Origin of the sequence: Pectobacterium wasabiae CFBP 3304 (assembly GCF_001742185.1) — a bacterium.
Taxonomy (GTDB): Bacteria; Pseudomonadota; Gammaproteobacteria; order Enterobacterales; family Enterobacteriaceae; genus Pectobacterium; species Pectobacterium wasabiae.
In genome coordinates this window covers 186,443-209,769 of the sequence record NZ_CP015750.1, presented here as the reverse complement: position 1 = coordinate 209,769, position 23,327 = coordinate 186,443, and the positions used below count along the sequence as shown (strand labels likewise).

Genomic DNA, 23,327 nt, shown 5'->3' with positions numbered 1-23,327 from the left:
CGTAAGCCGGTGAACGGGACTCATGGATACTCTTCAAATACCTCAAGCCACGTCACCTTTGGTCACGTGGCTTCATTATCTTGAGCACCTGCACGCTCAGGCCATTGATTTAGGTCTGGAACGCGTTAAGCAGGTTGCCGAACATCTTCAACTGCTACAGCCAGCAGCCACGGTTTTCACCGTTGCGGGAACGAACGGCAAAGGGACCACTTGCTGTACGCTGGAGTCCATTCTATTGGCCGCAGGCCTACGGGTTGGCGTGTACAGTTCTCCTCATCTCGTGCGCTATACCGAGCGGGTGCGTATTCAGGGCAACGAATTGCCTGAAGCACTGCATACTCAAGCGTTTGCGGATATCGAAGCAGGAAGGGGAGCGGTATCGCTCACCTATTTTGAATTCGGTACGCTGTCGGCACTGCAACTCTTCAAGCAAGCGAATCTGGATGTCGTCATTCTGGAAGTGGGATTAGGCGGGCGTCTGGATGCCACCAATATTGTGGATGCGGATGTCTCCGTGGTCACCAGCATTGCTATCGACCACACCGACTGGCTAGGTAACGATCGGGAAAGCATTGGCCGTGAGAAAGCGGGGATATTCCGACGGGATAGACCAGCCGTTGTCGGTGAACCGGATATGCCGGGAACGATTGCTGATGTTGCCGCTGAGAAAGGCGCGCAACTGCGTCGGCGCGGTCGCGATTGGGAATTTTCAGTTCAGCGCGAGACGTGGAGCTGGCAGGATAAACAGCGCGAATTGTCGCGTCTGCCATTACCCAATGTTCCATTGCCGAACGCCGCTACGGCATTGGCCGCACTGCACTATTCTTCACTGAATGTGAGCGAAGAGGCGATTCGTCAAGGTTTACAGTGCGCAGCATTACCGGGTCGTTTTCAGGTCGTGCAGAAATCACCGCTGTTGATCCTCGATGTTGCGCACAATCCTCATGCGGCGGCGTATCTGGCAAATCGTTTGGCTGCGTTGCCAAAAAACGGAAAAATACGGGCGGTTGTCGGCATGCTGGCGGATAAAGATATCGCGGGTACGCTGGCCTACTTAACGCCGTTAGTGGATGAGTGGTATTGCGCACCGCTGGAAGGGGCTCGTGGCGCAACGGCACAGCAGATCGCTGAACACCTGACGCGCAGCCAGTCGTTCCCCAATGTCGTTACCGCCTGGCAGCAGGCGATGTCCGACGCGACAGAACAGGATATCGTCATTGTGTGTGGATCTTTTCATACGGTAGCGCATGTGATGGAAGCGCTGGATGAGGAGAAGGCGAATGGCGAGTAAATTTCAGAATCGATTGGTTGGCACGGTCATTCTGGTCGCGCTGGGCGTGATCGTCTTACCCGGCCTATTGGATGGCAAGAAAAAGCACTACGAAGATGAGTTTGCCTCAATTCCGCTGATCCCTAAACCGGGCGACAGCAATGAGATGGAATCGCTGCCTGCGCTGAACCCGTCGTTGCCGAGCCAGCCACCGGAAGGGGCGGAAGCAGCGATGCAGAACAGTCCAGAAGCCGAAACGCCGGAAGCTAAATTACCTGAAACCAAGGCTCCCGAAACGTCCACGCCGCCATCATCGTCCCGCTCAGGCACAAACACGCCAGCCATGACGGCGCCGCCGGTAGTGGTTGAGCGTCCGCCAATTCAGACACCAGTGCCAGTGACGCCGAAGCCTCAGCCAAAACCTGAGCCTAAGCCAGAAGTGAAACCGAAGCCTGAACCTAAGCCGGAACCGAAACCGGAAGTGAAGCCTGAAACGCAGCCGACGCAGCAAGCGCCAGCCGGACAGGCCTATATTGTGCAGCTTGGTGCGCTGAAAAATGCGGATAAGGTGAACGAAATTGTCGCTAAACTTCGTCTCTCTGGCTATCGCGCGTATACCGTACCGTCAACGCCAGTTTCAGGGCAAATCACCCGTATTTATGTCGGGCCGGATGCCTCAAAGCAGAAACTAGAGTCTTCTCTGGGTGAACTGCAACAGTTGAGCGGATTAAGCGGGCAGGTGCGAGCACATTCGGTTCGCTAAGAGACCGGTAGATAATAGAATCAGGCGTGACGGATTGTTGGTTTTTACGCCTGATTATCTATCGATGAAATCGGCGGAAATACGCTACGCAAACGTTTTCTTTTTCTGTTAGAATGCGCCGCGAACAGGATGACGTAGCGGCTTATCGGTAGCATCGTTCATTATTAGGATAGTTCATGGTTTGGGTTGATTACGTCATTATTGGCATCATCGGGTTTTCGGCTCTGGTTAGCCTTATCCGGGGGTTTGTTCGTGAAGCGCTGTCGTTAGTAACCTGGGGATGTGCTTTTTTTGTTGCCAGTCATTACTACGCTTACCTCGCGGTCTACTTCACCCGTTTTGATGATGAGCTGGTGCGTAACGGCATTGCGATTGCCATTCTGTTTATTGCAACGTTGATTGTGGGAGCTATCGTCAACTATGTGATTAGTTCACTGGTTGAACGTACCGGATTATCCGGCACCGATCGCGTTCTGGGCATCTGTTTTGGTGCGCTGCGCGGGGTGCTGATCGTTTCCGCACTGCTATTCTTTCTGGATACGTTCACCGGTTTTTCACAAAGTGATGACTGGAAACAGTCCCAGTTAATCCCGCAGTTCAGTTATATTATCAGGTGGTTTTTTGACTACCTGCAAAGCACGTCAAGTTTCTTGCCGCAGCATTTATCGCTGCGGTAGCGCTGATGAGGAAAAGACACCATGTGCGGTATTGTCGGTATCGCCGGTTTTACACCGGTCAACCAGTCGATTTATGACGCGTTAACGGTGTTGCAACACCGTGGGCAGGACGCTGCGGGTATTGTAACCATCGATGCCTTTAATTGTTTTCGCCTGCGTAAGGCCAATGGCCTGGTGAAGGATGTGTTTGAAGCGCGGCACATGCAACGCTTACAGGGAAACATGGGGCTTGGCCATGTGCGTTATCCGACCGCAGGCAGTTCCAGCGCCTCGGAAGCACAGCCTTTCTATGTCAACTCTCCGTTCGGCATCACGCTGGCTCACAACGGTAACCTGACGAACGCCCACGAACTGCGTAAAAAGCTGTTCGAGCAGGAGCGTCGCCACGTTAACACCACGTCCGATTCTGAAATTCTGCTGAATATTTTTGCCAGAGAGCTGGACCGTTTCCAACATTATCCGCTGGAAGCCGATAATATTTTTGCGGCCGTTGCTGCAACGCACCAGCAAATTCGCGGTGCCTATGCCTGTGTTGGCATGATTATCGGTCATGGCATGGTGGCGTTCCGCGATCCTAACGGTATTCGTCCGCTGGTCATTGGTAAACGCGACCTGGAAGATGGCCGCAGCGAATACATGGTAGCGTCAGAAAGTGTTGCGCTGGATACGCTGGGCTTTGAGTTTTTACGCGATGTTGCGCCGGGAGAAGCGATCTACATTACGGAAAAAGGACAACTGTTTACCCGTCAGTGCGCAGAGAATCCAAAGAGCAACCCGTGCCTGTTCGAATATGTCTACTTCGCTCGCCCGGACTCTTTCATCGATAAAATCTCGGTCTACAGCGCACGCGTTCGCATGGGGCAGAAGCTCGGCGAAAAGATTGCGCGCCAGTGGGAAGATCTCGATATCGATGTTGTGATCCCGATTCCTGAAACTTCTTGTGATATTGCGTTGGAAATCGCGCGCATTATCAACAAACCGTATCGTCAGGGATTTGTGAAGAACCGCTATGTTGGTCGCACCTTTATCATGCCGGGACAGCAGGCGCGTAAGAAATCTGTGCGTCGTAAGTTGAATGCTAACCGTGCCGAGTTCCGTGATAAAAACGTGCTGCTGGTGGATGACTCCATCGTGCGTGGTACAACGTCGGAGCAGATTGTTGAAATGGCGCGTGAAGCAGGAGCCAAGCGGGTTTATCTGGCCTCTGCGGCACCGGAAATTCGTTTCCCTAACGTGTACGGCATCGACATGCCAAGCGTTAATGAACTGATTGCTCACGGTCGCGAAGTGGATGAGATCTGTAAGATTATTGGTGCCGATGAGCTGATATTCCAAGATCTCGAAGATCTGATCGACGCAGCGCGTGAAGACAACCCAGATATTGTTCAGTTTGAATGTTCAGTCTTCAACGGAATTTACGTGACCAAGGACGTCGATCAAGGCTATCTGGATTATCTGGAAGTTCTGCGTAACGACGATGCCAAAGCGTTGCGTAGCCAGAATGAAGTCGAAGATCTGGAACTGCACAACGAAGGTTAACGGCTAGCTTCACGTAAGGCTTTAGTTAAGGGGGAGGGCGCGAAAGTGTCTTCCCCCTTCTTGTATATAGAAAACAGGTTGTATATAGAAAACCTGTTTGTATATAAAAACATCGCTTCAGCGCTTGTCCTTGCTTATCACTAATCAATGCGGCAAAGTTTGCGCAGATGATTTTTCCGCGTTTCTGCTTACGCGGTCAGCCAGAGGCAGCAAGAATGAAACGACTCATTGTAGGGATTTCCGGTGCCAGCGGTGTCATTTATGGCATCCGACTACTACAGGTTTTACAGACGTTGGAAGGTATCGAAACCCACCTAATCATGAGTCAGGCGGCTCGTCAGACGTTGGCGTTAGAAACAGATTTTAGCCTGCGTGACGTACAGGCGTTAGCTGATGTGGTACATGACACGCGTGATATCGCTGCCAGTGTCTCTTCGGGGTCGTTTAAAACGGCGGGGATGGTGATTTTGCCCTGTTCAATAAAAACCCTCTCTGGGATTGTGCACAGCTACAGTGACAATTTATTGACCCGCGCAGCCGATGTGGTGCTGAAGGAGCGTCGTCGTCTGGTGTTGGGCGTGCGTGAAACGCCGCTGCATTTAGGGCATTTGCGACTGATGACCACGGCTGTTGAGCTGGGTGCGATAATCATGCCGCCCGTCCCTGCGTTTTACCATCGCCCAGAAAGTGTGCAGGATATTGTCGATCAGACAGTGAATCGCATTCTCGACCAGTTTGACATCGACCTGCCGAAAGATCTCTTTACCCGCTGGCAGGGCGCGTCGTAACAGTATAGATGCCAATAAGTGCTATTTTCTTATCTCCAAGCAGTAAAACGAGATTGCCCTTTTTTTGTGCCTTTTTATCACATTGCACCAGTTTTGTGCGTAATTGCACTAAAATAGTGCTATTGGTTTTTTTGTATTCACGCCAATATTATCTATTCTTATTGTTACTCACCGAAGATATCTATAAAAACACTGGGTAATCAAATGATTAGTCAGTGTTTTCTGTGTGTTTTGTGCATGAGTTTTTTATGACTCCCTACTTTCATTGTGGCATGAAAACTGCTTATGAAAACTGTAATAGTCGGCGTAGAAAACAAATAGCACTCATATCGTTCATATTTAAAGCAATAAATCGATATATCGTTCCGACATTGACGACACATGACATCAATCACTCATGATAAGGGTAGCAATATGAAGAAACTGATCAAGGTTTTGCCGTTGGCACTTATTCTGGCCGCGGGCAGCGCGATGGCGGAGATTCCTAAGAATATTAAAATCGGCACCGATCCTACCTATGCGCCTTTTGAATCTAAAAATGCCAGCGGCGAACTGGTCGGGTTTGATATCGATTTGGCGAAAGAGTTGTGCAAGCGTATTGAAGCTAACTGTACGTTTGTGGAAAGTGACTTTGATGCGTTAATTCCCTCCCTGAAAGCTAAAAAAATTGATGCCATCATCTCTTCTCTGTCCATTACCGAGAAACGCCAGCAGGAAATTGCCTTCACCGAGAAGCTGTATGCGGCTAACTCTCGTCTGATTGCGAAGAAAGGGGCGAATATTGAGCCAACGTTGGCTTCGCTGGGCGGCAAGCGTGTAGGCGTATTGCAGGCGTCAACGCAGGAGGCTTTTGCCAATGCGAACTGGCAGCCAAAAGGCGTTGAGGTTGTCGCTTATCAAAATCAGGATCTGATTTACGCAGATTTGGCCGCAGGCCGCGTCGATGCTGCTTTCCAGGATGAAGTGGCGGCAAGCGAAGGTTTCCTGAAGCTTGATATGGGCAAAGACTACGCGTTTGCTGGCCCGGCAGTAAAAGATGACAAGTTCTTCGGTGTTGGTACGGGGATGGGTCTGCGTAAAGCGGATACTGAGCTGAAAGCCGCACTGGATAAAGCCTTTGAAGCGATGCGCAAAGACGGCACTTACGATACTTTCGCGAAAAAATACTTCGATTTTGACGTCTACGGCGGCTAATTTCGTCACCACTATTCATATGTTGTAGCGAGCTCGTAGGGCAATACGACACGGGAACGTTCCTCTCGTGTTGTGTTCCTGACCGATAACGCACCGAGCCCTATTTTCAACGGATATAATCGATGCTCTATGGCTATGCCCCGCTAATTCTGGATGGTGCCATCATGACGCTGGAGCTGGCGGTGAGTTCGCTGCTGCTGGCGCTGGTTATCGGCCTGATGGGCGCATCGGCGAAGCTGTCTTCCAACCGCCTGCTGGCTGGGGGATTTTCCTGCTATACCACGTTGATTCGCGGCATCCCCGATTTGGTGCTGATGCTGCTGATTTTCTATGGCTTACAAATCGTCTTAAACGGTGTGACAGAATCGATCGGTCTGGAGCAGATTGACATCGATCCTTTGACTGCTGGGGTGATTACGCTGGGCTTTATTTACGGTGCCTATTTCACGGAAACCTTTCGTGGTGCCTATCTTGCCGTACCGCGCGGACAGATCGAAGCGGCTGTGGCGTTCGGTTTCTCCCCTCTGAAAGTATTCCGCCGTATTTTGTTTCCTTCCATGATGCGCTTCGCGCTACCGGGGATTGGCAATAACTGGCAGGTGATCCTGAAAGCGACGGCGCTGGTGTCATTGCTTGGCCTGAATGATGTGATTAAGGCGACGCAACTGGCAGGCAAGGGCGCGCACGAACCGTTTTATTTCGCACTGGTTGCCGGGGCGATGTATCTGATTTTTACCACGGTTTCTAACGGCGTGTTGTGGTGGCTTGAGCGGCACTATTCGCAGGGAGTCAAGAAAGTAAACTATGAATGAGATCCTGCAACAATATTGGCAACCGCTGCTGTGGAGCGATGGTTATCGCCTGACCGGGCTGGCGATGACGCTCTGGCTGCTGATTTCCTCGGTGGTGATCGGCGGACTGATGGCATTGCCGCTGGCGATTGCCCGCGTGTCGCCGCGACGCCGATTCAGCTTTCCGGTTTGGCTATTTACCTATGTATTCCGTGGTACGCCGCTTTACGTGCAACTCTTGGTGTTCTATTCCGGCGTATATAGCCTGGAAATCGTGCGTGGTACCGATTTGCTGAACGCTTTTTTTCGCAGCGGGCTGAACTGCGCGATTTTGGCGCTGGCGCTCAATACCTGTGCGTATACCACAGAGATTTTCGCGGGGGCAATCCGCTCTGTACCTCATGGGGAGATTGAAGCCGCCAGAGCATACGGTTTCTCCCGTTTTAAGCAGTATCGCTGCATTATTTTGCCGAGTGCGCTGCGTATTGCACTGCCAGCCTACAGCAACGAAGTGATTCTGATGCTGCATTCGACGGCGCTGGCTTTTACCGTGACGGTGCCGGATATTCTGAAAATTGCACGCGATATTAATGCTGCTACCTACCAGCCGTTTTATGCGTTTGGCATCGCAGCGGTGATCTATCTGGCGATCTCATTTGTATTAATCGGGCTGTTCAGAAGGGCAGAGCGGCGCTGGTTACGTCATCTTTATACCCGTTCATCTCATTAAGCGCAGGAAAAAACATGTCGAATAACAAATTGATGGTGACGGAACTGCGTAAACGTTATGGCCAGCATGAGGTACTTAAAGGGATCTCATTGCAGGCGAAAGCGGGGGACGTTATTTCGATTATCGGGTCGTCAGGGTCGGGGAAAAGTACCTTACTGCGCTGCATTAATTTTCTGGAAAAGCCCTGTGAAGGGGCCATCTACGTCAGCAATCAGGAAATCCGCATGGTGCGCGATACTGACGGACAACTGAAGGTTTTTGATAAAAAGCAGCTTCAGATGCTGCGGACGCGCCTGACTATGGTGTTTCAGCACTTCAACCTGTGGAGCTTCATGACTGCATTGGAGAACGTGATGGAAGCGCCGATTCAGGTATTAGGGCTCAGTAAAGCGGAAGCGCGTGAGCGGGCGGTGTTCTACCTGAATAAAGTTGGGATTACGGATTCAGCCCAACAGAAATACCCGTCGGATCTCTCCGGTGGCCAACAGCAGCGTGTGTCGATTGCGCGGGCGCTGGCGATGGAGCCTGAAGTATTGCTATTTGATGAGCCGACGTCGGCGCTTGACCCCGAACTGGTGGGCGAGGTGTTGCGCATCATGCAGCAGTTGGCGGAGGAAGGGAAAACGATGGTGGTGGTGACGCATGAGATGGAGTTTGCCCGTCATGTCTCTAGCCACGTTATCTTTCTGCATCAGGGTGTGATCGAAGAAGAAGGGCCACCGGAGCAGCTTTTCGGTAGCCCGAAAAGTGCGCGTTTGCAGCAATTTCTGTCAGGGGCGTTGAAGTAGGTTTTGGGGCTGATGATTATCAGCCTCAGATGTTTCTCTCAAATAAAACGGTGATAATGGAATAGGAGAATAAAACGTCCATTGTCACCGCTCTCAGCACCGAATCAGCTCGATTTTTTGATCACGTCCTGTAGGGCTTCTTCCAGCTCAAAGAAACGGAAACCAAAGCCTGCGGCCTCTAATCTCTGTGGGATGGCGCGTTGTCCGCCCAGTACCAGCGTCGAAGCTTCTCCCATCAGCAGTTTGATGGCAAAAGCGGGGGCTCGCAGAAAACCGGGGCGATCTAATACGTGTGCCAGCATGGCGGAAAATTGTTCATTATGAACCGGATAGGGCGCAACCATATTGAAGGGGCCACGCAATATCGGCTGGTCCAATAGATAGATAATGCCGTTAACCATGTCATCAATATGAATCCACGGCATGTATTGTCTGCCGGAACCCATCGGCCCACCTAATCCAAGGCGGAAAATCGGCAGCATTTTTGCCAGCGCACCGCCCTGTGGCGAAAGAACAATACCGGTACGCAGCAGGCAGACGCGCGTGTCATCGCTTTCTGCAGACTGCGCCAGCGCTTCCCAGCGGGCGCATAGGTGATGTGTGAATTCATCAACCGGGGATTCTTCTTCCGTGACCAGCGCTTCTCCCTGGTCGCCATAGTATCCGACGGCGGAGCCTGAGATGAAAACGGCCGGTGGTTCACTGCTGGCCTTAATCAACGTGGCAAGCTGTTCGGTGATGCTCCAGCGACTCTGTGCCAGACGCTGCTTTTGCTGCGGCGTCCATCGTTTATCGGCAATAGGTTCGCCCGCCAGATTGATGACACCATCAAAGTCGTTCAGTGAGGTGACATGACTCAATGTTGACCAATATTCGACCTGTTTGCCGAGAACTCCTCGGGCGCGTTCAGGATCGCGTGTCAGTACCGTGATGTGGTGGGAAAGCAGTTGTAATCGTTGGATGAGATGGCGACCAATAAGGCCGGTTCCGCCGGTTATGAGTAGTTGCATCGCTCCCTCTCCCTATCTTTATGCCTTGTGATAACGCAGGGTCATAGAAACCGAGTCGGCGTATCGCAGGGCAAACGGTTTGTCTATTTCTACTTCAGCATAGGTTATCCATTCGTGATCGCTGGCGATGTTGAGCACATCCTGCGTTAATTTTTCCAGCAAAGCGAAGCGGTTATCTTCTACGTGGCGAATAATATGTTTGGTGATAGTGCGGTAGTTCAACGCATCAGCGATATTCTCGCTGTTACGTGCCTGCTCTGCTGGGTAGTGAATCACAACGTTGATGATTACATCCTGCTTATTCGTGATTTCCTCATCTTTAATACCGATGAAGGTGCGTAGCCGCAGATTTTTTATACGAATAATGGCGTCGGAAGGGGGATGTGGCATTGCTCGGCCCTCGGTTGCTTCTGTTACCGCGAGTCAATCGCAGCGTCAGGGGTATCGTTAACAATAATATGTTGATTACCATAGCAGAAGATACCCAAAGGCCGAATGAGATACGCCAGAATTTTACTGCTCTGCTCGCTGATAAGCTCGCTGTGTTGCCGGACGTTCACTGATGCGGGTATACCACGCCTTCACCGCCGGGTAATCATCAAGGTCGATGCGCTGACGTGCATAAGAAACCACCCAAGGGTAGGTTGCAATGTCGGCAATACTGTAATGTTCCCCCGCTAGCCAAGGGCTGTCTTGCAGATGTTTATCCAGCACGCGATACAGACGCTGCGTTTCTTGCTGATAGCGATCAATGGCATAAGGCACCGGCTGAGGGGCATAGTGGTTGAAATGATGATTCTGCCCCAGCATAGGCCCGAAACCAGCGACCTGCCAGAACAGCCACTGTAGTGTAGCCGTGCGCTCACGTAATGACGAACTCAAGAGTACGTCGTGTTTTTCCGCCAGATAGAGCAGGATCGCACCGGATTCAAACAGGCTGATTGGCGTGTCGCCTTCAGATGGTTGCGTGTCGACAATGGCAGGAATTTTGTTGTTAGGCGAGATAGCTAAAAACTCCGGCTTGAACTGCTCGCCTTTGCTGATATTCACGCGGTGGAGTTGGTAGGGGAGATTAGCTTCTTCCAGAAACAGGGTGATCTTGTGCCCATTGGGGGTTGGTGCGTAATACAGGTCAATCATGAATCAAGTCTCCGTTTTAATTCAGAAAAACATCATGGAACTGTATGGCAGGCGATCGCTTCAGAGAGCGAGGTGCTGTCAGAATGGCGTAGTAGGGAACGGGTTCTTACCCTACCACTTCTGCGAGCGAAAAATAAGCGATAGCGCACGCTGTTGCACGATCTTTACCGGAAGCGCACTGCCAACTTTGGTAGACTACGTCCTTAGTTGGGTGAGCGTATTGTGGATATAACATTGTTGGTATAAACGCGGTGGAGATAAGCGATGAAGTTGATGTTTGCGTCCGACATACACGGTTCTCTTAATGCAGTAGAGCGGGTGCTGACGATTTTTGAGCAAAGTCATGCCGACTGGCTTATTTTACTGGGCGATTTTCTTAATCATGGTCCGCGTAACCCGCTGCCGGAAAAGTATCAGCCTGCGGAAGTTGCTGTTCGGTTGAACGCTTATGCATCACGCATCATTGCCGTGCGCGGGAATTGCGACAGCGAAGTTGACCAAATGCTGTTGACCTTTCCGATAACGGCACCGTGGCAACATGTGCTATTGCAACAGAATCGTCTTTTCCTGACGCACGGTCATCTTTATCATCCCGGGAATCTACCGCCGCTACACACGGGAGATGTGCTGGTATATGGTCATACCCATATCCCGGTTGCTGAGCAGCGCGGGGAGCACTATTTTTTTAATCCCGGCTCAGTGAGCTTGCCGAAAGGGGGATACCCTGCGAGCTACGGCTTACTTGAACAAGACGAACTGCGGGTTCTATCGTTACACGGCGGCGAGCCTATTGCACAGGTCGCGATTAGGCACTAATTTATCGTATACCCTAAATAATTCGAGTTTCAGGACAAAACGTATTCGTTTTGAATAACGCGAAGCGTTAGCCCTTTAGGGCGATGCTCATCAATGAGCATCGTAACATGGCAAGAGAAGGCATCCCGATGAGCTTACTCAGGTAAGTGATTCGGGTGACAAATCTGCCGGGAGCAGATTTGAACGCTGCTTGCAGCGGCCCTTCAGGGCGAGGCCCACGACGGGCCGAGTATTTGAATGCAGCCAACGCACATGCAACTTGAAGTATGACGGATATATACCCTGCTTTTGACCTTGAATAATGGCAGGGTAGTAGGGAAGATTCACAGCAAAGATCGATCATTTAAAACAGATGCGCGTAGCAACGCGCCAATACTAAAGGGTTTCAGAGGATGGCGGAACAAAGTCAGGCAGCAGGCACCGAATGGGTTGATATCGTCAATGAAAATAACGAGGTAATTGCTCAGTCAAGTCGTCAGCAGATGCGTGCTCAGAGTCTTCGTCATCGCGCCACATACATTGTTGTACATGATGGCATGGGTAAAATTCTGGTGCAGCGCCGGACGAAAATCAAAGATTTCTATCCCGGTTGGCTGGATGCGACTGCTGGCGGTGTGGTGCAAAGCGGTGAACAGATGTTGGAATCTGCGCGTCGTGAAGCGGAAGAGGAGCTTGGCATTGCTGGTGTACCGTTTGCGGAACACGGTTTGTTTTATTACGAAGGCGAAAATTGCCGAGTGTGGGGCGGGTTGTTTAGCTGTGTCACTCACGGGCCGTTCGCGCTACAGGAAGAAGAAGTTGACGAAGTCAGTTGGCTGACGCCGCAAGAAATCACCGCACGTTGCGATGAGTTTACGCCGGATTCACTGAAAGCCCTGTCGCTGTGGCTGACGCGCTATAGCGATCAGGAATATGGCAAGCCGATTCCACGTCAGTTGATCGAGGCGGTAGAAGCCTCTGCGACGTCTGTTGTTTATGATGAAAGTACTCATGACGACAACGACAGCAACGCAGAGTTATCGGAAGGCGATCCGCAGAAATAGTCCAACGTCAGCCAAATTCCTGCCTCGCCGCTGCTTTTTCTCCGCAGCGGCGTCTATTTTCCGAATGATGGCTCGCTGTTCATCATTCAGGAACATGAATACTCTTTTTGATGTCCTTCAGGTAAATCACGATGGTGAACGTCATGATCACCAGCAAAGCCCATGAACTCCATTTTCCTACGTGAACCATCGACCAGGCGCCGAGCTGTTCTGGATAGCTCCAGATACTGAAAAACGTACTGATATTTTCAGCCAGCCAAATGAAAAAGCCGATCAGAATAAAAGCCAATGACAGCGGCATTCGTCGTTCCCGATCGTAAGGCGTGAAAATGACGGTGGCTCGTGCATAGAGCCCGACGGCTAGCGCGGCGATATACCAGCGATAGTCGCCGATGTAGTGGTGGGTGAAGAAATTGGCATAAATGAGGATCGCAACCAGCGTCGCCAGCCAGTAGGGCGGGTGATGGCGAATTTTAAGATCGAATAGCCGCCAAGACTGAATGATATAGCTACCCACAGAGGCGTACATGAATCCGGCGAACAGCGGCACACCGAATAATTTGGTGTAGGCGAAATCAGGATAAGACCAGGAACGAATACCCGATGAGGTTTTAAAAACCTCAAGCGCAAAACCCACGAGGTGAAACAGTGTAACGGCTTTTAGCTCGTCCCAGGTTTCCAATTTACTGGCAACCATCCATCCCTGAATCAGAATGGCGAATATCAGCAGCAAATCATAGCGCGGGATAGAAAACCAGCCAGCTTTCGGTACGCTGAAAACCGCAAGGAAGAACAGACCAACGAAGATACAGGCGCGGGCTTCTTTGACACCAAAATAGAGAAATTCAATCAAAAAACGGGCTAATCCTTGTGGTGGTGAGGGGGGGATCCCTTTTTCCAATTGCTGCTGAAAGTGTTGATCCAATAATCGTATTACAATCATCCATTGACCCTGTTTTATGGTTATTTTTGTGTCTACTCGGTGTTATTTTTCGTGTGGATAGCAATAAAAAATGCCAGCGCTAAGGCTGGCATAGAAGATAACAGAATTAATCTGAATAGATTAGAGCTGTGTAGCCTGAATTGCGGTCAGAGCGACGGTGTAAACGATATCGTCTACCAGTGCGCCACGAGACAGGTCGTTAACCGGTTTGCGCATGCCTTGCAGCATTGGCCCGATGGAGATCAGATCGGCAGAACGCTGTACCGCTTTGTACGTGGTGTTACCGGTGTTCAGGTCAGGGAAGATGAACACGGTGGCTTTACCCGCAACAGGTGAGTTTGGTGCTTTAGACTGTGCAACGTCTGCCATGATAGCGGCGTCATATTGCAACGGACCATCGATGACCAGATCAGGGCGTTTTTCTTGCGCCAGACGGGTCGCTTCACGCACTTTCTCAACATCGCTACCCGCGCCGGAGTTACCGGTAGAGTAGGAGATCATCGCAACGCGTGGATCGATACCGAATGCCGTTGCAGAGTCAGCAGACTGGATAGCGATTTCAGCCAATTGCTCTGCGGTCGGATCTGGGTTGATGGCGCAGTCGCCGTAAACCAGAACCTGCTCAGGTAGCAGCATGAAGAACACGGAAGACACCAGTGAACTGCCCGGTGCAGTTTTGATCAACTGTAACGGCGGACGGATGGTGTTAGCGGTGGTATGAACGGCACCAGAAACCAGACCATCAACTTCGCCCTGTTCCAGCATCAACGTACCCAGAACCACGTTATCTTCGAGCTGTTCGCGCGCAACCACTTCGGTCATGCCCTTGCTCTTACGTAGTTCAACCAGACGCGCAACATAGCGCTCACGCACGACAATCGGATCGACGATTTCGATGCCCTTGCCCAGTTCTACGCCCTGAGCGGCGGCAACGCGTTGAATCTCTTCCGGGTTACCGATCAGCACACAGTGTGCAATGCCACGTTCGGCACAGATTGCAGCGGCTTTAACGGTACGTGGCTCATCACCTTCTGGCAGAACGATACGTTTGCCCGCTTTGCGTGCCAGTTCAGTAAGCTGATAACGGAATGCTGGCGGAGACAGACGGCGTGAACGCTCAGATTCAGCGCTCAGAGAGTCGATCCACTGGGTATCGATATGGCGTGCAACATATTCCTGCACTTTCTCGACACGCTGACGGTCATCAGCCGGTACTTCAAGGTTGAAGCTTTGCAGGCTGAGTGAGGTCTGCCAAGTGTTGGTATCGACCATAAATACTGGCAGGCCAGTCTGGAAGGCGCGTTCGCACAGCTTGGCAATGCTTGGGTCCATTTCGTAGCCGCCAGTCAGCAGCAAGGCACCGATTTCCACGCCGTTCATGGCAGCCAGGCAAGCCGCAACCAGAACATCAGGACGGTCAGCAGAGGTCACCAGCAGTGAACCTGGACGGAAATGCTCCAGCATATGAGGAATGCTGCGTGCGCAGAACGTCACAGATTTAACGCGACGCGTCTGAATGTCACCTTCATTGACGATACGGGCATTCAGGTGCTTCGCCATATCGATGGCGCGCGTGGCAATCAGGTCGAAGCTCCACGGGATACAGCCCAGAACTGGCAGCGGGCTGTTAGCGAACAGTTGCTTAGGATCGATGTTGGCAACGCTGGCTTTCGTGGAGTCATCAAAGATTTCAGACAGATCAGGGCGAGTACGGCCCTGGTCATCTACCGGCGCATTCAGTTTGTTGATGATCACGCCAGTGATGTTTTTGTTTTTGCTGCCGCCGAAGCTAGAGCGTGCCAGTTCGATGCGGTCTTTCAACTGTGCCGGAGAATCGTTGCCCAGCGCCAGTACGAAGACGATTTCTGCGTTCAGCGTTTTGGCGATTTCATAGTTCAGCGCGTTAGCAAACTGGTGCTTACGCGTAGGAACCAGACCTTCAACCAGAACAACTTCAGCATCTTTGGTATTTTCGTGGTAGCGCGCGATGATTTCTTCCATCAGCACGTCTTGCTGGTTGGAACTCAGCAGGGCTTCAACGCGGCTCATTGCCAGTGGCTCGGCAGCGTTGATGGCGGAATTAGCACGAATAATAGTGGTCGTCTGATCTGGCGTACTGTCGCCACTGCGCGGCTGGGCGATAGGTTTGAACACGCTCAGGCGGACGCCTTTTTGTTCCATGGAACGAATGACACCCAGGCTGACGCTTGTCAGACCAACGCTGGTGCCAGTTGGGATCAACATGATTATACGGGACACGGCCGAACCTCTTTACGGTTGCTCGTTAGTCAAAAACAACACCGTCAGCCTTGGCTGACGGTGTTGGGAGTTACGTGTTTCACGCGGTCAGACGGTAAGCGTCTTCGGCGATGACCAATTCTTCATTGGTCGGGATAACCAGCGCCGGACGGGTGCCATCTTTAGCGATGTTGCCACCTTTACCAAAGCGTGCCGCCAGGTTACGTTCGTGATCGACGTCAAAGCCCAGCAGACCCAGTTTTTTCAGCGACAGTTCGCGAACCATTGCCGCGTTTTCACCGATACCACCCGTGAAGATGACGGCATCCAGACGACCTTCCATCAGTGCAGCGTAAGAGCCGATGTACTTAGCCAGACGGTGGCAGTAAACGTCCATCGCACGTCTAGCATCTGCTTTCGTCTCGTAGTTATCTTCAACGTAACGGCAGTCGCTGGTCACTTCAGTCAGACCCAACAGACCAGATTCTTTGGTCATCAGCGTGTTGATGCGCTCGATGTCCATGCCCAGTGCGTCGTGCAGGTGGAAAATCACAGCCGGGTCGATATCGCCACAGCGTGTACCCATCACCAGACCTTCCAGCGGGGTCAGACCCATAGAGGTGTCAACGCATTCGCCGTTACGGATTGCAGTAACGGAACCACCGTTGCCCAGGTGGCAAGTAATGACGTTCAGCTCTTCTACTGGTTTGTTCAGCACTTTAGCGGCTTCACGAGAAACAAAGTAGTGGCTGGTGCCGTGGAAGCCGTAGCGACGGATATGGTTTTCTTTATACAGTTTGTACGGCAGTGCATAAAGGTAGGATTCTTCCGGCATGGTCTGGTGGAACGCTGTGTCGAAGACAGCGACGTTTTTATCAGCCAAGTGCGGGAAAGATTTCAGTGCTTCATCGATACCGATCAAGTGCGCCGGGTTGTGCAGAGGTGCAAAAGGTACGGAATCTTTGATACCCTGAAGAACATCATCAGTGATGATCGCGGATTGGGTGAACTTCTCACCGCCGTGAACGATACGGTGACCGATAGCAACCAACTGAGCAGACAGCTCTGGCTTCTGAGACAGAATGGTATTGACGATGAAGTTCAGCGCTTCGCTGTGAGCTGCACCGGCACCCAGTTCGGCGTCGTGTTTACCGCCGTCCATTTTCCATTTGATGCGGGCTTCAGGCAGGTTGAAACATTCGGCTAAACCAGACAGGTACTCTTCTCCGTTAATCGCATCGATGATCGCGAATTTCAGAGATGAACTACCGCAGTTAAGAACCAGTACTAACTTACTCGACATGGAAGTACCTACTTGTTATACATGGTTAAAAAAATGTCATACAGGACATAGCGTATCGCATGCCGCTGCTGGCATTTATGATTAACATCATGCCTTGGTGTGATACACCAGGCACGATGATGAATAAGGGTCGATACTATGATGCATGTTATACCGGATAATCGGTACACCATAATCTCTACAACAACGTGATTTCGACCTGATGTAAACCGCAGCTTTTAAAGTGATGATAACCGCGTTATGACCGTTGGCTGCGCTTGTGTCGCGAAGGGAATTATACTCCTTGCGAGTAGTCTACTACTTTAGGTATACAGCGGCCAAAAGGCCGGTTTAGGATACCGATTGCGTAGGGTAAATACAAAATATATTTTAACCTTATCAACTTGAGTTGTTGATTTGTGCAAAAGTTTTATTTTTTATCTGTAAAGTTGAGGTGTGGCTATGGCGACGAAACCAGACAGTAGAATTAGTTGGCTACAGTTACTCCAACGTGGGCAGCATTACATGAAGACGTGGCCAGCAGAAAAGCAGTTGGCACCGATATTTCCAGAGAACCGTGTGGCGCGAGCGACGCGGTTCGGTATTCGCATTATGCCGCCACTGGCAGTGTTTACCTTAACGTGGCAGATTGCGCTTGGTGGCCAACTCGGTCCGGCTATCGCTACCGCGCTTTTTGCCTGTAGCCTGCCGTTGCAGGGCCTGTGGTGGCTTGGCCGCCGTTCCGTTACGCCTTTACCACCAACGCTGGCACAGTGGTTCCATGACATTCGCCACAAGCTCGTGGAGTCAGGACAGGCATTAGCCCCGTTAGAAGAAGCGCCAACTTACCAAGCGTTGGCGGATGTGCTGAAACGTGCATTTAATCAGCTTGATAAAACCTTCCTTGATGATTTGTGATCGGCGTCAGGCTGTGTACGGGTTGATGGCTATTTTGTTCTTTCCCCTGTTTCAAATCAAAGAAGCGGTAGCTACTGCTACCGTGACACGATTCAGTATGCGATTCTGCGGGTAATACCTATTTAGTGACATTGGCCTACACCAAAGAGGGTTCAGGAGAGCAACATGGAAATGACGAATGCCCAGAGATTGATCCTTTCAAACCAATACAAAATGATGACGATGCTCGATCCAGATAACGCTGAGCGCTATCGTCGGCTACAAACGATTATCGAGCGTGGTTACGGCTTGCAGATGCGTGAATTGGATCGTGAGTTTGGTGAGCTGACGGAAGAGGTTTGCCGCACCATTATTAACGTCATGGAAATGCATCATGCTTTGCAGGTGTCATGGACCAATCTGAAAGATAAGCAGGATTTGGATGAACGACGTCTGACCTTCCTGGGTTTTGATGCGGCAACGGAAGCGCGTTATCTGGGTTTTGTACGCTTCATGGTACATGTTGAAGGTCGTTACCCTCACTTTGATGCGGGTACGCATGGTTTCAATGCGCAGACAAAAATGTGGGAAAAATACAACAGAATGCTGGCGGTTTGGCAATCCTGCCCGCGTCAGTATCACTTGAGTGCGGTTGAAATCGCACAGATCATCAACGCCTGATTAATGAAAAAGGGGCTTTCTGTGGAGTGTAAAGGTTTTCTGTTCGACCTCGATGGTACGCTGGTTGATTCACTGCCTGCTGTAGAACGTGCGTGGATTAACTGGGCAAAAGATCACGATATTGAACCACAGGAAGTGCTGGATTTTATTCATGGCAAACAGGCCATCACGTCCCTGCGCCACTTTCTTCAGGGGCAGAGCGAAGAAACGATTCAACAAGAGTTCGATGCGCTGGAGCAAACTGAAGCCTCTGATACGCAAGGTATTGTTGCCATGCCAGGGGCAAAGGCGCTATTGGAACGGTTGGATGCGCTGGATATTCCCTGGGCAATTGTGACATCCGGCACCGTACCGATTGCCAGCGCGCGTCATCATCGTGGAGAACTCCCTGCTCCTCGCGCCTTTATTACGGCGGAGCAGGTTGCCAAAGGTAAGCCTAACCCTGATGCCTATTTACTGGGTGCACAGCAGTTAGGACTTAAGCCAGAAGAATGTGTGGTTGTTGAAGATGCACCCGCAGGGGTGCTATCGGGTCTGGCGGCAGGCTGCAAGGTTATTGCAGTTAAAGCACCAACGGATACGCCGAAGTTGGATCAGGTCGATCTGATTCTTGATTCGTTGGAACAGATAAAGGTAGATAAGTCACAAGGTGGCGTTAAGGTGCTTCTGTGCCAATAGCTCGTCTGTAATATAATGACGAAACTGTGACTAAATATGATCAAACCTCGCATCCGTGAGGTTTTTTTTATGGCAGACTATATCTGTCATATTTCAAGCTGCATGGGTGTTAGCTTCCTTTTTTGTGACACGCTGAACCTACGCCTCTCACTCTGTATTTTCCGTCAGGGGAACCGTTTTGAATAGCGAACTTCTCTGGGTTTTATCCCTGTTGCTGATCGCCATTGTGTTGTTTACCACCAATAAATTACGCATGGACGTCGTCGCGCTGTTGGTCATCATCGCGTTTGTACTGAGCGGCACGCTGACGCTATCTGAAGCGTTGGTGGGGTTCAGCGATCCTAATGTGATATTGATTGCTGCCCTGTTTGTGATTGGTGAAGGGTTGGTTCGTACCGGTGTCGCTTATCAGGTCGGTGACTGGCTGGTGCGCGTGGCGGGCAGCAGTGAAATGAAGATGCTGATCTTGCTTATGGTCACCGTTGCGCTGCTGGGAGCTTTCATGAGTTCCACTGGCGTTGTCGCAATTTTCATTCCCGTAGTACTGAGTGTTTCCGCGCGGATGAAAATTTCTCCCGGAAGGCTGATGATGCCGCTGAGTTTCGCTGGGTTGATTAGCGGCATGATGACGCTGGTGGCGACGCCGCCGAATATGGTGGTGAGCAGCGAACTGATGCGCGAGGGTGTTGCGGGTTTTGGGTTCTTCAGCGTGACGCCGATAGGGATGGTGGTGTTGTTGCTCGGCGTGGCATATATGATGGTGGCACGTTACTGGCTTGGCGACGCTGAGACGGCAACCGCAAAAGAAATGTGGAAGAGAAGAACGTTTCGCGATCTGATTCGCGATTACCGACTGACGGGCAGGGCGCGCCGATTGGCTATTCGTCCAGGCTCGCCTTTTATCGGTCACCGTCTGGATGATTTACGCCTGCGTCAGCGCTTTGGTGCCAATGTGGTTGGGATTGAACGCTGGCGTAAATTCCGCCGCGTGATGATCAGCGTGGCTGGCAATACCGAACTTCGCCTGAATGATGTGCTGCTGATCGACATGTCGGCATCTGAGGTGGATTTACGCGAATTTTGCACCTCACAGCGACTTGAGCCGATGGTGCTACGCGGTGAGTATTTCTCTGAGCAAGCGCGTGATGTGGGGATGGCGGAAGTTTCTTTAATCCCCGATTCTGAGCTGCTGGGAAAAACGCTCTACGACGTTGGATTTCGCAGCCGCTATGGCCTGAGCGTCGTGGGGATTCGCCGAGCGGGTGAAGCAATGGAGGGTATTCTTGCCGATGAGCCGCTCCAACTCGGTGATATTCTGCTGGTGATGGGGGACTGGCGCATGATTCGGCAGTTGCACACGCAGAAAAATGACTTCCTGTTGCTCAATCTTCCTGCCGAAGTGGATGATGTCGCCCCCGCGGTGAGTCAGGCTCCGCACGCGCTGTTTTGTCTGGCGCTGATGGTAGCGATGATGCTGACGGATGAAATACCGAATGCGGTTGCCGCACTGATCGCCTGTTTGTTGATGGGTAAGTTCCGCTGTATTGATATGGAAAGCGCCTACCGAGCCATTCACTGGCCAAGTATTATTCTCATCGTCGGGATGATGCCATTTGCGCTGGCGTTGCAGCAAACGGGTGGTGTTGCGTTGATTGTTAAAGGTCTGATGGATGTTGCCGGGAATGCCGGACCGCATGTGATGCTGGTGTGCTTGTTCGTGTTGTGTGCCGTCATTGGCCTGTTTATTTCCAACACGGCGACGGCGGTGTTGATGGCACCCATTGCGATTGCTGCGGCGAAGCAAATGGGGGTATCACCTTATCCCTTTGCGATGATCATCGCTGTTGCGGCATCTGCCGCGTTTATGACGCCGGTATCGTCACCGGTGAATACGCTGGTGTTGGGGCCGGGCGGTTATAAATTCGGGGACTTTGTGCGCATGGGCGTCCCCTTTACCGTACTGGTGATGCTTGTCAGCGTGGTGATGGTGCCGTGGTTGTATCCGTTCTAAGGGGTTCAGCTCGTTATTGCGGATGTTCGCTATAACGGAGAGTCTTGACTAATTTCGTCGAGTGACAGGCTGAAGCTGGGAACGAACACCGTCATGAAATAGTCCATTTCCGGGCTATGGCGCAACTGCAATGTTTTTTCCAGTCGTGCTTTAGCAAGCGTGAATTCCGCGTTGCCTGCGGATAATTCTTCCAGACATTTCAGGTAGGCGCAGAGTGCGTCTGCCTGTTTAACGATAGCGCGTTCTTCTTCACTGGTATAGTTGTCATCCAGCAGCACCCGATAATCCTGCTGCAACTCTTCTGGCAGCATCTCGATCAGCTTCTGCTGGGCAATCTTCTCTATCTTTTTATATTCGTGCGCGATCTGCGCATTGTAGTACTTGATCGGCGTCGGCATGTCGCCAGTCAGTACCTCGCTGGCATCATGATACATCGCCAATAGCGCGATACGTTCTGCGTTCAGGTTACCTTCGAATTTGCGGTTTTTGATGACCGCCAGCGCGTGAGCGACAAACGCGACCTGAAGACTGTGCTCGGAGACGTTTTCCGTGCGCACATTGCGCATCAATGGCCAACGGCTGATCAGTTTTAGACGGGATAAGTGGGCGAAAAAGTGGCTCTGATTCATGGCGATCTCTCAGACAACAGCGCGGTGAAATATCAATATCGTGGGCGTCTATTGTGAGCACTTGCCAAAGATTATGCAAACGAAGGTCTGGCTTTCGCCGGGCGACGACTGCCCGGCGATGGTCGATTCGCTGACTGCTGGGTTATTGATGATAATGCCCCAGGAAACGCCCTAATTTGTGGATTGCCATGTCCAGCTCATCAATACGCGGTAGCGTGACAATACGCACATGATCCGGGTAAGGCCAGTTAAAGGCGGTGCCCTGAACCAGTAACACTTTTTCTTGTAACAGGAGATCCAGTACCAGTTTTTGGTCGTCGTGGATATTAAAGCGCTTGGCATCAATGCGTGGGAACATATAGAGCGCACCGCGTGGTTTTACGCACGATACGCCGGGGATCTGGTTGATCAACTCCCAGGAGCGGTTACGCTGTTCGTACAGGCGCCCGCCGGGTTGAATAAATTCGCTGATGCTTTGATATCCCCCCAGTGCGGTTTGAATCGCATGCTGCATCGGCACGTTGGCACACAAACGCATTGAAGCCAGCATTTCGAGCCCTTCAATATAGCCTTTGGCGTGTTTTTTCGGGCCGTTCAGTACCATCCAGCCTTGACGGAAACCTGCCACACGGTATGTCTTGGACAGCCCGTTGAACGTGACCGTCAGCAGGTCCGGTGCCAGAGCGGCAATAGAGTGATGTTGCGCATCGTCATACAGAATTTTGTCGTAAATTTCGTCGGCGAAAATAATCAGGTTGTGCTCACGCGCGATAGACACGATATCCAGCAACAGTTCTTTGCTGTAGACCGCACCCGTCGGGTTGTTCGGGTTGATGATGACAATACCGCGAGTGTTAGAGGTGATCTTTTTGCGGATATCATCCAGATCGGGGAACCAATCGGAGGACTCATCGCAGAGATAGTGAACGGCATTGCCGTTAGACAGGGAAACCGCCGCGGTCCAGAGTGGGTAATCCGGTGCGGGAACCAGCATTTCATCGCCCGGATTGAGCAGCGCTTGCATGGATTGTACGATGAGTTCGGAAACACCGTTGCCAATATAGACGTCTTCAACCGTCATATCGCGCATATCCCGTGCCTGATAGTGCTGAACGATGGCCTTACGGGCGGAATAGAGCCCTTTAGAATCACAGTAGCCCTGTGCTGTTGGCAGGTTACGGATGACATCGACCAGAATTTCGTCAGGTGCCTCAAAGCCGAAAGGCGCAGGGTTGCCAATATTCAGTTTAAGGACCTTATTACCTTCTTCTTCAAGCCGCTTGGCTTCCTTTAGAACTGGGCCACGGATGTCATAGCATACGTTCTCCAGTTTCTTGGATTTTTCAATCGGAGACATAAATAGTACGAACCTTTTGCAGAGAGCGCATATTCCCATACGGAATAGCATAACCTGCTTAA

General features: G+C 51.3%; 23 protein-coding genes. 15 read left to right on the top strand and 8 right to left on the bottom strand.

The features are described 5' to 3' along the window. The first annotated feature begins 22 nt into the window (after positions 1-22). From folC to hisP, 9 genes are all read left to right on the top strand, one after another. Positions 23-1,291, top strand: coding sequence for a bifunctional tetrahydrofolate synthase/dihydrofolate synthase (folC, locus tag A7983_RS01015; protein ID WP_005969893.1), 1,269 nt, complete (start codon positions 23-25; stop codon positions 1,289-1,291). Beyond that, the gene (gene dedD / locus A7983_RS01010) at positions 1,281-2,033 is read left to right on the top strand and encodes a cell division protein DedD (protein WP_005969892.1); all 753 of its coding nucleotides are present in this window, start codon (positions 1,281-1,283) and stop codon (positions 2,031-2,033) included. The genes folC and dedD overlap by 11 nt, the downstream gene beginning before the upstream one ends. A 176-nt stretch (positions 2,034-2,209) precedes the next feature. Further along, complete coding sequence (gene cvpA, locus A7983_RS01005) at positions 2,210-2,710, top strand: colicin V production protein (protein WP_005969889.1); 501 nt, start codon at positions 2,210-2,212, stop codon at positions 2,708-2,710. A 21-nt stretch (positions 2,711-2,731) separates the two neighbouring features. Beyond that, positions 2,732-4,249 carry an amidophosphoribosyltransferase gene (gene purF, locus A7983_RS01000; protein ID WP_005969887.1) on the top strand — a complete coding sequence of 506 codons (1,518 nt, stop codon included), beginning with the start codon at positions 2,732-2,734 and terminating at the stop codon, positions 4,247-4,249. Positions 4,250-4,464: 215 nt separating this feature from the next. Next, positions 4,465-5,037: a UbiX family flavin prenyltransferase gene (locus A7983_RS00995; protein WP_005969886.1), complete on the top strand. Its 573-nt coding sequence runs from the start codon at positions 4,465-4,467 to the stop codon at positions 5,035-5,037. A 414-nt stretch (positions 5,038-5,451) separates the two neighbouring features. Continuing rightward, positions 5,452-6,231 carry a lysine/arginine/ornithine ABC transporter substrate-binding protein gene (locus A7983_RS00990; RefSeq protein WP_005969885.1) on the top strand — a complete coding sequence of 260 codons (780 nt, stop codon included), beginning with the start codon at positions 5,452-5,454 and terminating at the stop codon, positions 6,229-6,231. A 122-nt stretch (positions 6,232-6,353) separates the two neighbouring features. Beyond that, on the top strand, positions 6,354-7,043 hold the full coding sequence (locus A7983_RS00985) for a histidine ABC transporter permease HisQ (protein WP_005969882.1): 690 nt from the start codon (positions 6,354-6,356) through the stop codon (positions 7,041-7,043). Next, the gene (locus tag A7983_RS00980) at positions 7,036-7,752 is read left to right on the top strand and encodes an ABC transporter permease (protein WP_005969881.1); all 717 of its coding nucleotides are present in this window, start codon (positions 7,036-7,038) and stop codon (positions 7,750-7,752) included. Before A7983_RS00985 ends, A7983_RS00980 begins: the two co-directional genes overlap by 8 nt. A gap of 14 nt (positions 7,753-7,766) precedes the next feature. Next, positions 7,767-8,540 (top strand): histidine ABC transporter ATP-binding protein HisP, encoded by a 774-nt coding sequence (gene hisP / locus A7983_RS00975; RefSeq protein WP_005969879.1) that lies wholly within the window; start codon positions 7,767-7,769, stop codon positions 8,538-8,540. A 104-nt stretch (positions 8,541-8,644) separates the two neighbouring features. Here the strand turns inward: hisP and A7983_RS00970 are convergent, their stop codons facing one another. From A7983_RS00970 to yfcG, 3 genes are all read right to left on the bottom strand, one after another. After that, the gene (locus A7983_RS00970) at positions 8,645-9,550 is read right to left on the bottom strand and encodes a TIGR01777 family oxidoreductase (protein ID WP_005969878.1); all 906 of its coding nucleotides are present in this window, start codon (positions 9,548-9,550) and stop codon (positions 8,645-8,647) included. Between the two features lie 18 nt (positions 9,551-9,568). After that, positions 9,569-9,940 carry a dihydroneopterin triphosphate 2'-epimerase gene (gene folX / locus A7983_RS00965; RefSeq protein ID WP_005969877.1) on the bottom strand — a complete coding sequence of 124 codons (372 nt, stop codon included), beginning with the start codon at positions 9,938-9,940 and terminating at the stop codon, positions 9,569-9,571. 123 nt (positions 9,941-10,063) lie between these two features. Further along, positions 10,064-10,690, bottom strand: coding sequence for a GSH-dependent disulfide bond oxidoreductase (gene yfcG, locus A7983_RS00960; RefSeq protein ID WP_005969876.1), 627 nt, complete (start codon positions 10,688-10,690; stop codon positions 10,064-10,066). A gap of 264 nt (positions 10,691-10,954) precedes the next feature. On the opposite strand from yfcG, the gene yfcE reads away from it, so the two are divergent. After that, positions 10,955-11,506 carry a phosphodiesterase gene (gene yfcE, locus A7983_RS00955; RefSeq protein ID WP_005969875.1) on the top strand — a complete coding sequence of 184 codons (552 nt, stop codon included), beginning with the start codon at positions 10,955-10,957 and terminating at the stop codon, positions 11,504-11,506. A 392-nt stretch (positions 11,507-11,898) separates the two neighbouring features. Then, positions 11,899-12,549, top strand: a complete 651-nt coding sequence (yfcD, locus tag A7983_RS00950; RefSeq protein WP_005969873.1) for an NUDIX hydrolase YfcD — start codon at positions 11,899-11,901, stop codon at positions 12,547-12,549. A gap of 82 nt (positions 12,550-12,631) precedes the next feature. On the opposite strand, the gene A7983_RS00945 is transcribed toward yfcD, so the two are convergent. The 3 genes from A7983_RS00945 to ackA form a co-directional block, all read right to left on the bottom strand. Then, a complete protein-coding gene (locus A7983_RS00945; RefSeq protein WP_005969871.1) occupies positions 12,632-13,492 on the bottom strand; it encodes a DUF817 domain-containing protein in 861 nt (286 codons plus the stop codon). Positions 13,493-13,612: 120 nt separating this feature from the next. After that, complete coding sequence (gene pta, locus A7983_RS00940; protein WP_005969868.1) at positions 13,613-15,751, bottom strand: phosphate acetyltransferase; 2,139 nt, start codon at positions 15,749-15,751, stop codon at positions 13,613-13,615. 79 nt (positions 15,752-15,830) lie between these two features. Then, positions 15,831-17,033, bottom strand: a complete 1,203-nt coding sequence (ackA, locus tag A7983_RS00935; protein WP_005969866.1) for an acetate kinase — start codon at positions 17,031-17,033, stop codon at positions 15,831-15,833. Between the two features lie 441 nt (positions 17,034-17,474). Here ackA and yfbV point away from each other — a divergent pair, with 441 nt between their 5' ends. From yfbV to A7983_RS00915, 4 genes are all read left to right on the top strand, one after another. After that, a complete protein-coding gene (gene yfbV / locus A7983_RS00930) occupies positions 17,475-17,930 on the top strand; it encodes a terminus macrodomain insulation protein YfbV (protein ID WP_005969863.1) in 456 nt (151 codons plus the stop codon). 165 nt (positions 17,931-18,095) lie between these two features. Continuing rightward, positions 18,096-18,590: a YfbU family protein gene (locus A7983_RS00925; protein ID WP_005969861.1), complete on the top strand. Its 495-nt coding sequence runs from the start codon at positions 18,096-18,098 to the stop codon at positions 18,588-18,590. Between the two features lie 21 nt (positions 18,591-18,611). Beyond that, entirely contained in the window at positions 18,612-19,268 is a 657-nt protein-coding gene (locus A7983_RS00920; RefSeq protein WP_039478115.1) for a sugar phosphatase, read from the top strand. Positions 19,269-19,446: 178 nt separating this feature from the next. After that, positions 19,447-21,279, top strand: coding sequence for an SLC13 family permease (locus A7983_RS00915; RefSeq protein ID WP_005969854.1), 1,833 nt, complete (start codon positions 19,447-19,449; stop codon positions 21,277-21,279). A 29-nt stretch (positions 21,280-21,308) separates the two neighbouring features. Here the strand turns inward: A7983_RS00915 and yfbR are convergent, their stop codons facing one another. Together yfbR and A7983_RS00905 are read right to left on the bottom strand one after the other, a co-directional pair. Continuing rightward, a complete protein-coding gene (yfbR, locus tag A7983_RS00910) occupies positions 21,309-21,908 on the bottom strand; it encodes a 5'-deoxynucleotidase (RefSeq protein WP_005969852.1) in 600 nt (199 codons plus the stop codon). 142 nt (positions 21,909-22,050) lie between these two features. Next, the gene (locus A7983_RS00905; RefSeq protein WP_005969850.1) at positions 22,051-23,265 is read right to left on the bottom strand and encodes a pyridoxal phosphate-dependent aminotransferase; all 1,215 of its coding nucleotides are present in this window, start codon (positions 23,263-23,265) and stop codon (positions 22,051-22,053) included. Positions 23,266-23,327: the final 62 nt, after the last annotated feature.